Consider the following 10742-nt stretch of genomic DNA (forward strand, 5'->3'; position numbering starts at 1 on the left):
ACGCGCTTTACGCCCAGTAAATCCGGATAACGCTTGCCTCCTACGTTTTACCGCGGCTGCTGGCACGTAGTTAGCCGAGACTTATTCCGGGGGTACTGTCCTTCCTCATCCCCCCGAAAAGCGCTTTACAACCCGAAGGCCGTCATCGCGCACGCGGCGTTGCTGGATCAGGCTTTCGCCCATTGTCCAATATTCCCTACTGCTGCCACCCGTAGGTGTCTGGCCCGTGTTTCAGTGCCAGTGTGGGGGGCCACCCTCTCAGGACCCCTACCCGTCGTCGCCTTGGTAGGCCATTACCCTACCAACTAGCTGATGGGCCGCAGGCCCCTCCCGAAGCGGCTTGCGCCTTTCCACCGAAGGCATCTAATCCCTCGGGTCACATGAGGTATTAGCACCACTTTCGCGGTGTTATCCCTCACTTCGGGGCAGGTCACCAACGTGTTACTCACCCGTTCGCCACTAGGAACACCCTCGTATTGCTACGTGAGTGCCCTCGTTCGACTTGCATGTATTAGGCACGCCGCCAGCGTTCATCCTGAGCCAGGATCAAACTCTCCGTATTGACTTCTTTCCCCACCTTGCGATGGGGTTTCAGTCACCCTGACTGGAGCAAAGGCTTGCTTGGCTTCCTGTCACTATTCAGTTGTTAAGGTGCCTGTTGCAAAGCGGATTATCTTACCACCCGCTCCGCCCCCTGTCAAGGGATAGAGACGCATTGGCCGATGCGCCACCTGCGCACATCGGCTGGTCGCCAGACCGGCGGGCCCTGCGGCCTCGGTCTCTGACGCCCTTGCTCGTCTCTAGGTTGTCTCAGTCTGCCCGCCGGGCGGGCGAGACCGTTGTGGAATGGTTGCCTCCATTATAAGCGTGCCGGTCGCAAGCTGTCAAGCTCGGCCCCGGTCTGCAGCCCCGCCCCCACCCCCGGCCACCCAACGGCCCGCACGTACCCCCGGCTACAAACTCTACCCCGAGGGGCACCCTTCGCACCCTCCCCGGGCGCCGCCGGCAAGCCTACCCTTCGCCACGGCCCGATCCCCCGGGGGCGCCCAGGCCCGCGACCGGGGCTCGCAGCCGAAGGTGCCCTCCCTCGGCGGCCCTCTCTTCGAGTGGCCACGCCCCCCGCCATCACCGCCTCGCCCGGCCGGAACCACCGCGACCAGGTCTAGCGGCCCACAACCTCGACAATCTCCAGCCCCATGAATCCCGTGAGTCGCCTGGCACTCACCGGATCGACGTGCCCTTCGAGGCCAGCCGACCTCAGCAGGATTTCCGCGCTCTGGCCTTCACCCGGGTAGGTGATAAGGAAAAGGCGACCAAACTCCGAGTCGCGATCCATGTAGTCCTGCGACACCCCGTGCAAGCGGGCGTAGTAGCGCATCATCGGCGCCCGCAATGGCGGCGCCACGATCTCGTCGTTTTCCCTCAATACATCCTTCAGGAACAACACCGCCTGCTCTTCCCTGCCCTTGTTCGCCCAGTTCTCTGGCAACGTCTCGAGCGCACGCACCACCGGGGCCCCGGCCAGCATCATGCCGAGTGCCAAGAAGCCCGCCGCTAGCGGGATCCGGGGACAGTAAGACCTTTGCCCGAGCTCGATGGCCCCGACGGTTCCGGCCGACACCCACAGGGCCACAAGCGGAAGAAGTGAGAACCAGATCCTCGCGTCGTAGATCGGCCGCTGCACAAAGATGAACCCTGCCACCACCACCAGAGCCACGACCTGCATTGGGACGGTGTGCCTGCTCAACCTCCGGTGGAGCAGCAGACTCAGCGCCAGGCCAGCCACGACAAGCACACGCACGTACGGCGGGAGGCCGCCTGCCCAAGCGCCGGATACCTGAGCGAGGTTGGCGAGAAAGGCCTCGCCGAACCCGATATCGAGATTGGGTGCAACTCGACCGATCGCCACCATCCGCTGCGGGCCAGTCACCATCAGCGCCGGCGTATACAGGGCGAAGACCAGCAGGACTGTCGCCAGGCCGGAGGCCGTCCAGAAGAGCAGGAAGTCCTTTCTGGATCGATAGCCCTCACCGAGGCTTCCCAACATCCCCTCCGCCAGCAGCCAGGCCATCAGAACAGCGTAGGGGTAGACCATGACCGGAATGGTGAACATCCCGAGACCGGAGAACAAGGCCACCAGCAACCAGGCCAGCAGGTTCCTCCGACGGCAGGCGTGACAGGCGAGCCAGAAGGCCAGGACCGCAAACAAGGCAAGCGGAGCGTATCCCCTTGCCTTCACCGAATGCCCGATATGAGCCGAAGACACTGCGAGCAGGAGGGCGGCGCCCAACCCTGTGGTTCGGCTGTAGGTGTCGCGCCCCAGGAAGTAGATCCCTAGGATGGTCGCAAGGCCTGCGACCAGCGCGGGCAACCGGACTGCCCAGGGCGCGGGCCCGAGCAGCCTGGCGGAGAGGTAGACAAGGACAGTGTGAAAGATGTGATTGTTCGGAACATGGTAGTTGGTCAGCGCGAACCCGAGCGAACGGCCAAAGGTCATCACGGTGTAGGCTTCGTCGTGGTTGAGGCCGGCCATGATCCGAGGCAGGCGCAAGGCAAGGGCGGAAGCCGTCACAAGTGCAAGCCACAGGAGCCAGATTCTGTCCTCGTGATGGGGCCGGATCGCACGCCAAAGGCCCAAGGCATCTGTGCGGAAGGAGGCGAACCCACCCCGCCCTGCTGGGCCGCCGCGCCGCGCCAGCCAAACGACCAGTGCACACAGCCCGGCGGCAAGGACAAGCCAGACTCTCACAATCACGGCCGTCGCCTCGGTGAGCGTCTCGAAGTCCCCATCCGGCATGACCCCGTTCAGCGCGTTCTTCAACTGCCGGAAGGGAAGGCCTGCGGCAGCCAACAGAACCATGGCGCTCGAGATCGCCATGCCAACGAGTATGACATTTCGACGAAGTCCACGGATCCGCATTGGATCACCCGAGATTCGACCGTCGCTTGCCGACGGGTTGTCTGACGCCAAGCATACCGTTGGCAGGCATCCATGGCCAGCATCTGCTCCGAAACGCTGATGTCCTCAGCCGCAAGTCGGCAATCTGCGCGGCCCCTGCCGCCTCTCAGGACGTGCTGGCTTGTCGACCTCCCTGCGAGACCGGAGATTCGCGCGTCTGCGAGGATGCAGATCTCTCCCCGCTGGAGGGGAGCAGGGAATAGGTCGCCCCGACCTCGCAGAGCCTGGCCTTCCCTCTTCCTGGTCTAGAACTCGGCAAAGCGACCTCGGGCTCCGCACAGCGACCCGAAGGGGATCGTGGTCGCCCTCTCAAATGAGGACCGCGCCCAGCTCTAAGCTTCCGGGTTGTGTCCCGGGCCTGACGACCCCACTCGGACGGCAGGAGGGACGGACGTGCTGCCAGGCCGCACCTTGCGCCAGGCACACAAGATGGAACGGTTCTGGGCGGTGCGACGATGTGATCGATCGTTGGATGGGCGCGGTGGCCGGCTTGGTCCCATTCACAAACCATCGGGCCGGCCTTTCGGCGTGCCCGATTCCGTTGTATTCCCGCGGAACCAGCTCATGCTTCGAGGAGGCGCTCGTCCGCCCGCCAACAGATTCCGATACCAGGGACTGGCGCCTGGAGCATCGTCTGCGCCCTGATCTGGCTACCACCGGACCATGGGGCCCCATGGCGGTAGCGGCTCCCTCCGGGCCTGTTGTCCGCCAGTCTGGGAACACGCCTCGCTTCAGGCCAGGTTTACCTCCGAATGGCGGTGGCCGAATCGTACCCGGTCGGTTCCGTGAGCGCCGTCGGCAGCGGGGCCGTCGCGTTCCCGCCAGGATGGGGCTCGACACTGGAACCGCCCATGCGGCCTGCGGCTCTTCCAGGAATGGACGCCGATCCCTTCTCCTCGGAAGGCCTGCTGGACGCCGATCGAGCGGAGGGTGCCTCGGCGCGCCCCGGGACGGGCGATCGGGGGCCAAGCCTCGAGCGCTTGGTCTTTCGCACATCGCGATCGGGTTTACGGCGTACAGGCCAGTTTCGCCTTGCCCTCCGCCGAAATCACGTTCGGGCTCAGTACGTCCACCCGGTACCAAGGCTCACCAGCACTGCCGACTTTGAGTGTGTCCGTAAATGTCTTCTTTCCCCCAGAGGCGAAAACGAACAGGGTGGGCCCGATGGCCTGACCTTCGCTCGAATCGGCTTCGTACTTGACCGTGGCCGGGCCGGTTGTAGTGATCGTGAAGGTGACGTTGAACTTGTAGGGAAGCTCGGCGCAAGGAATGTCCTCCTTCTTCGGGTCAAAGGTGACGGTGATCTTGGTCACGATGTTGACCGGAGGAGGTAGTTCCGGGAGTGCGATACCCTGTTCGGCGCCAGCCATCTCTGCCGCTGGCACCCAGCAGTTCTTGCCCTCGCGGCTCGGATTGCCCACCAGCAGCCAGGTCGCTTCAAGATTGCGTCCCGTGGCCAGCACTTCCTGACCCGCCAGGACCTTGCCTTCAACCGTGTATTCGATGCCGGGGCCAAAACGGCAGATTACCTCTCCTGCCAGCGGGGAAACCGAGATCTCCGACACCGAAGGCAAGGGGGACGGGGACGGGGTCGGTGTCGCTACCGTCTCCTGGGTCGGTGCAGGCAGAGTAGGAGCCGCTGGCGCCGGCGTGGTGCTCGGCTGGTAGGTTGGCGGGATGGCAAAGGGCGTCGGCGGCTCATCCGTTGGCGCCGGCAAGCCGGCAGGGAAGTTGCAGCCGGCCAGGATCGCCAACGAGAGGACCGCCCCTGTGCGGCACAGCTTGCGCATCATTCTCCTCCTCGGCCGGGAGCTACAGCTCCGACCGGCCCTCCAGCGCTCGGGCGAGCGTATGGGTGTCGGCGTATTCCAGGTCACCGCCGGATGGCAGGCCGCGTGCCAGGCGGGTCACCCTTACGGGAAGGCCTTGCAGCCGCCGCTTCAAGTATATGGCCGTTGCCTCGCCTTCGAGGGTGGGGTTGGTCGCTACTATCACCTCGTCCACTCCGGCGGATGCCACCCGCTGCACCAGCTCTTCAATCTTCAAGTCCTCCGGGCCCACACCCTCCACCGGGGAGATCACTCCTTGTAGGACATGGTAGCGGCCGCCAAACGCCCCACTGCGCTCGATTGCCAGCACGTCCAGGGGATCCTCCACAACGCACACGACCCGGTCGTTCCGAGCAGGGTCCGAACACAGGCCGCAGGCAGGCGAGCCGGCCTGCATGATGTTGAAGCACAGAGGGCACTCACCGGTCGCTCGGTGGAGCTCGAGCACAGCCTGGCCGAGATCCGCGGCCTCGCTCTCGGGGGCGCGCAGCAGGTGATAGGTCAGGCGTGAGGCGGTCTTGGGGCCGATGCCCGGCAGACGGCCGAGTGCCTCCATCAGGCGTTGGACTGCGCGCGGGATCGTTTCTGCCATTCCGGCTCCGCCGGGCTACAGGCCGCCCAAGCCCCCGGTCAGCGGGCCGAGTCGTCGGGCCGCCAATTGTTGCGACTCACGGATCGCCTGGTTGATCGCCCCGACCATCATGTCCTGCACCAGGTCGGCGTCCTCAGCCTTCAGCACCCCGGGGTCGATCGCCACCTGCCGGCATTCCTGGGTTCCGGTCATGATCAGGCGAACGGCACCGCCACCGACGCTGACCTCGACGGTCTGCTCGGCGAGTTCCTCCCGGGCTTGAGCGATCTCAGCCTGCAAGCGCTGAACCTGGGCCAGCAGGTCCATGGGGTTGGGGGACATGGCAGCCGCCTCCTCTCCGAGCGGGTTGCACTCGCCGCCCGGCCGATGGCCGAGGGCGGGCAGCTCAGGCGTTGCCTTCCGGAGGCAACTGCTTGACGTCCATCACTTGTGCACCCAGGTCGCGGATGGCGGTCGCCACCATTCCCCCCTCCTCAACCGCTGCGGTCGACCGGGGACCTTCTGGCTCGCGGGCCGCCTGCTTGACAACCGGCTCCCGCGCCAGGACACAGCGCACGCCGAAGGGCTCCCCCATGACCTCTTGCAGCGCTTCCTGCACGCAGGCCAGGTTATGCCCTTTTTCCATCTTCTCCCGCAACAGGTCACTGGAGAAGGCCAGAACCACATTCCCCTTCTCGATGCCCAGCGGTTTGCAGGAATTGAGCAAGGCCTGCGCCCGCGGATCCCTGCGGTAGGCTGCTTTGAGAACCTCGCGCCAGCGCTCGAGGAGTGCCGCTTGCGGGGCGGAAGGCGAGACGGGTGTCCCGGCCTCGGTGGAGTGGCTCGATGCCGCCGACGAGGGCGGAGCAGCGTCGGTATCGCTTGACCTGGCAGGCGGCTTGGGCTTCGCGGAGCTGTTGCTCGCCTCCGGCGTCGCTGGGCTCTCCGGCAGCGCCGCCGGACGAGGCCGGGCGGCCTCGATCAGCGCCAACTCCAGCGGCAGGCCTGGCTGCCACGAGCCGCGGCTATCGGCCGCCGCTCGCGAGAAGGCGCGTAGAGCATTCAGCAGGTCCGCCAGCGCCAGGCCTGCCGAGAGGGACTGCATTTCGCGTCCAACCTCTTCCGGCACGTCGACTAGATCCTGGTTGCCAGTCCGGACCAGGAGCAGACCACGCAGGTACTCGACAACCTGGCGCGCCAGCTGGCGTGGATCGGCGCCCGAGTCCAGCGCCTGATTGATCCGCTCCAGGCCAAGACCGATCTCATGCTCGACGATCGATCGCACAATCCCAACGACATACTCGTTGGACGCAGTCCCCATCACTACCCGGGCAAAGTCCAGCGTGACGGTGTCGCCGGTTGAAACCAGTTGGTCCAGCAGCGAGATCGCGTCCCGCAGGCTGCCCGTCGCCTGGCGCGAGATCAACCCCAGCACCCCCGGCTCGACAGACATACCCTGGGCCGCGACCTGGCGTTGCAGGTAGCCTTCGATGGCGGCCACCGGCAGCCGGCGAAATTCATGGCGCTGGCAGCGCGACAGCACGGTGGCCGGGATCTTGTGGACTTCCGTCGTCGCCAGGATGAAGATCGCATGGGGCGGAGGTTCTTCGAGCGTCTTGAGCAGCGCATTGAATGCCGCCGTCGAGAGCATGTGGACTTCATCCACGATGTACACCTTGAAACGGCCGCGGTTGGGGGCGAAGTTGATCCGATCGCGCAGATCGCGCACATCCTCGACGCTTGTGTTTGAAGCGGCATCGATCTCAATCAGGTCGAGGAATCGTCCTTCGTTGACGGCCAGGCAGTTCTCGCAGGCGTTGCATGGACGATCGGCGGTGGACGGCGCCTGGCAGTTGACGGCCTTGGCCAGCACCCGCGCCAGAGTCGTCTTGCCGGTGCCGCGCGGGCCGGCAAACAGGAAGGCATGACCCACCCGCTCTGCCCGGACGGCATTGCGCAGGGTGCGGACAACATGCTCCTGTCCAACGACCTCTTCCCAGTTTTTCGGACGCCATTGCCGATAGAGGGCTTGTTCCATCACGACCCCGAAGGCGGGGCGCAGTGTATCAGACGCCCAGATGCGGCGCAAGCCGCGGGCGATTCGGGGCCCACTGCAGACCAGGTCGCCGCACAGGCTGCAGGCTGGTCTGCCGGGCGCGCACGCACATGCACGGATCGCGTCCGCAAACGTCAAACCCCAGCCGAGGATCTCTCATGCTTCGCAGGCTTGTTCGCACTCCCCTTGGGGGTTGTCCTGCGCCTTCACGGCTCTCAAGGCGTATCCCCGCCCGCGGCCTAGACCGCCTTCGGGCTCCCGGCCCAGCAACAAGCGTAGGAGTTGCCACGCCCTGTGAGGTGCCCTCAGGTTGTGCTGATCGATCCTTCGGTTGATCCCGGGCGACCTTCCGGGCGGCGAAGGCGAAACGGCCTCGCCTCTGCCGGGCGCGATCCTCGCCTGGGTCGCAGACTCGGAGGAACAAGGGCCGCGCCGCCCGCCGATCGCCGATTGCGCGCCGAGGCTCGAGCTAGATTGGGAGCAGCCCGCGTTCTTCGGCAGCTGCAGGCCAGGGTCCCAGCTCCCCGAGAACATGCGATGCGGCTGCGGTCTTCCCTCGCCCGGCAGGTTGCCGAACGCGCCGGATTCGCATGCGGCCTCGACGTAGCGATCAGCCAGGATTTCGGCCGAGCGCATTCCTGGGGTAGCTCGAGCGCGTGCCCGCCGCGGCGGGCGCCAGCCCCGGGCGGGGGCTCATGGGATGGCGAACGTTGATTGGACGTTGCCGTCGGCGTCTCGCAGGGTCATGATCTTGCCGGAAACCAGCACGGGCTCCGTCATCCCCCAATACAGATCGATCACGGTGTCGGTTCCCGGGCGCGTATTCACACTGACCGCGCCATTGTGGAGCGTGAAACCGGGAAAGACGTACACATGGTTGCGGCCATCATCTAGGGTCCACCCTGCCATGCGCGCCACCCCGCCGGTGTTCAGCAGGCGGATCGCTTCGTCGTCCAAGTTGCCCGCGCCGTCCACGCCGCGGATCTCGACCCGCGGCGCCTGCGAGTCAGACAGCGGCGTCACCGTCGGCAGCGCCGTCACCTGCGGCTCAGGGGTGTCGGTCGGGGCACGGCCGCTCTTGGGTGTCGGCACGATCAGAACCTGGCCGACGTCCAGGTCGTCCGGATTGCCCAGCTTGTTGAGCTTCATCAACACGTCTCCGGATACGCCGAGCGTCTGGGCGATGGTCATCAGCGTGTCACCGGACTGCACAATGTAGGTAATCGGGGTCGGGGTCGGCGCCAGGGTTTCGCTGGGGGTCGGGACGACACTTGCCAGCCGCTGGGCGACCGCCAGGGTCGGGAGAACGGTGGTTGTCGACGCCGGGCGCGGCCGCCCCCAAAGGCTGAGAATCAACAATGTCGTGGCGGCCGAGACCACGACATTGAGTGCCAGGAACCCCCAGTATTGCCGCCAAGTCGCTCTGCGCACGCTGCCCACAGCGGCGGATCATAGCACAGGATGATGGTCGCCGACACCGATGTTCGCTGCCTCGGTCACGGTCTTCCATTGACGGCAGGTCAGGCCTCTGGTATCACTCACCCATGCCCTACCTGGTTGACGGCCACAATCTGATCGGCGCCATGCCTGGGCACAGATTGGCCGATCCCGATGACGAAGCCATGATGATCACCCGGCTGCGTGGCTTCTGCGCCGCCTCGGGAAAAGCCGTCACGGTGTACTTCGACCGGGGTGCGCCCGGCCTGCCGGATCCGCCCCAGGCGGGACGCCTGCTGGTCCGATTCGTTCCCGGATCTTCGAGCGCCGACCGCGCAATCCGGGCCCATCTCCAGCGACTGCGGGGGGAGGCTCGCAATTGGACGGTGGTGTCCGCGGATCGGGAGGTGATGGCCGCCGCCCGCCAGGCGGGCGCCCAGGCCCTGTCCAGCGCCGACTTCCTGCGGCGGCTGGGTCAGGCCTCCCTGCCGACGGCCGGAGCCGAGAAGCCCGAATCCCCGCTCTCCGAGATGGAAAACGCCCAGCTCCTGCGGGAATTTGAAGCTGCCCGGCGCAGAAAGGCGGCGAGACGTGCTTAGCATATGTTAACCCATTGGGATAAGCATTGTGCTAATATCAGGTCGCGGGCCCATGGCATTGTATTGGTATCGGGCGCCGCGTGAGGGGGACGTAACCTGCCGGACGCGTGCCCCCCTGCACAGACGGCAGGGCCCCCGAACAATCAAGGACCGCCGGATGTCCCCCCACATCCGGCGGTTCGCTTTGTGTAAGACAGCCCGGGCTGGCGTTATTCCGTCGCAGTCAATACTCCGGCGCTCAGGGCGACCACCAGGATCCAGATCAGATCCGAGAGCATCAGGTGGAACACCTGCAGGCCCAGCGGCGCCAGCAGCACAACGTTTGCGGCGCCTGCACCCAGCTGCGCGGCGAGCAGCGCCCACAGCGTCGCCGCGCCCCGGCGGCGCGTTGAATCGGGCGCCCGCTCCTTCAAAGTCAGGGCATAGTACGCCGTGATCATGCTGGACAGGACAGCCACCAACGGGTGGATCAGGCGCATGCGCACCAGCGGGTGCGAAGCTGGCGCTAGCTCCTGGGCGATGCCGGCTGTCAGCGAGGCCGGACGGAACAAGGTATCACCCAGAGCCGTGACGGCGCCGCTCATGCCCACCACGAGCAGACACACCAGCGTCAGCGAACCGAGCAGCACCAGCCGCCGCTCGCCGCGCCATACGGCAGAGCGTTGCGTATCGCCGAGGGTCGCTGTCAGCGTGAGCGCCGCCAGCAGCAAGTACGTATTGGCGAAATGCAGCGGCCCGTCAAGCGCCCGAGCCATCGAAGTGTCGCCCGCCACAAGCCCGAACACGACCAAGCCGGCGCTCGATGCCGGCCTCGAGCAACAGGAAGACACCCGCCGCGGCTGCCGTCCGGCGGACGAGGTGCCGGCTTGGGCACAGGCGCCACGCAAACGCGATCAGCGCCACGACAGAGATCAGCGCCAGGCCGCTCGAAACGCGGTGGGTGAACTCGATCGCAGTCGAGGCTTCAGGCGCCCGCGGCCCAACCTCCCCGTTGCACAGCGGTCAGTGCCTGCCGCATCCTGCGCCCGAACCCGAGGCGCGGACCACTGCCCCCCACAGGATGACGCCGATATTCAGGGCCACAGTGATCCATGCGTAGCGAACGAATCGCTAGATCGTCACTGACCCGTCCTACTCATCCATGATGGGCTCGCGGTCGAAGCCGAGGCCTGCACGCCACGCCGGCCTGGCGTGATTCCCCGACAGGCCGACATCCTTCGCCCGTGGTCACGGGGAGCGAGCGACCTCATCGCCTCGACCGCGCATGGGCCCGGCAGGATTTGAACCTGCG

The 10742-nt window shown here is 65.8% G+C and carries 8 protein-coding genes and 1 rRNA gene; 1 reads left to right on the forward strand and 8 read right to left on the reverse strand.

The genetic code is table 11. The features are described from left to right. From MUO23_07470 to MUO23_07500, 7 genes are all read right to left on the reverse strand, one after another. Positions 1-562, reverse strand: a 16S ribosomal RNA gene (locus MUO23_07470); the annotation flags it as partial. 600 nt (positions 563-1162) lie between these two features. Then, positions 1163-2878, reverse strand: a complete 1716-nt coding sequence (locus MUO23_07475; protein MCJ7512794.1) for a glycosyltransferase family 39 protein — start codon at positions 2876-2878, stop codon at positions 1163-1165. A gap of 1088 nt (positions 2879-3966) precedes the next feature. Further along, complete coding sequence (locus MUO23_07480) at positions 3967-4749, reverse strand: hypothetical protein (protein ID MCJ7512795.1); 783 nt, start codon at positions 4747-4749, stop codon at positions 3967-3969. A 22-nt stretch (positions 4750-4771) separates the two neighbouring features. Further along, a complete protein-coding gene (recR, locus tag MUO23_07485) occupies positions 4772-5380 on the reverse strand; it encodes a recombination mediator RecR (GenBank protein ID MCJ7512796.1) in 609 nt (202 codons plus the stop codon). A 15-nt stretch (positions 5381-5395) separates the two neighbouring features. After that, a complete protein-coding gene (locus MUO23_07490) occupies positions 5396-5701 on the reverse strand; it encodes a YbaB/EbfC family nucleoid-associated protein (protein ID MCJ7512797.1) in 306 nt (101 codons plus the stop codon). A gap of 64 nt (positions 5702-5765) precedes the next feature. Then, positions 5766-7397, reverse strand: a complete 1632-nt coding sequence (gene dnaX / locus MUO23_07495; protein MCJ7512798.1) for a DNA polymerase III subunit gamma/tau — start codon at positions 7395-7397, stop codon at positions 5766-5768. A 711-nt stretch (positions 7398-8108) separates the two neighbouring features. Next, positions 8109-8846, reverse strand: a complete 738-nt coding sequence (locus MUO23_07500) for a LysM peptidoglycan-binding domain-containing protein (GenBank protein ID MCJ7512799.1) — start codon at positions 8844-8846, stop codon at positions 8109-8111. Positions 8847-8959: 113 nt separating this feature from the next. Between MUO23_07500 and MUO23_07505 the strand changes: the two genes are divergently transcribed. Further along, the gene (locus MUO23_07505) at positions 8960-9451 is read left to right on the forward strand and encodes an NYN domain-containing protein (GenBank protein MCJ7512800.1); all 492 of its coding nucleotides are present in this window, start codon (positions 8960-8962) and stop codon (positions 9449-9451) included. Positions 9452-9660: 209 nt separating this feature from the next. Here the strand turns inward: MUO23_07505 and MUO23_07510 are convergent, their stop codons facing one another. Continuing rightward, positions 9661-10206 (reverse strand): COX15/CtaA family protein, encoded by a 546-nt coding sequence (locus MUO23_07510; GenBank protein MCJ7512801.1) that lies wholly within the window; start codon positions 10204-10206, stop codon positions 9661-9663. Between the last annotated feature and the right edge of the window lie 536 nt (positions 10207-10742).

This window comes from Anaerolineales bacterium, assembly GCA_022866145.1.
In the GTDB taxonomy this organism is placed as follows: domain Bacteria; phylum Chloroflexota; class Anaerolineae; order Anaerolineales; family E44-bin32; genus PFL42.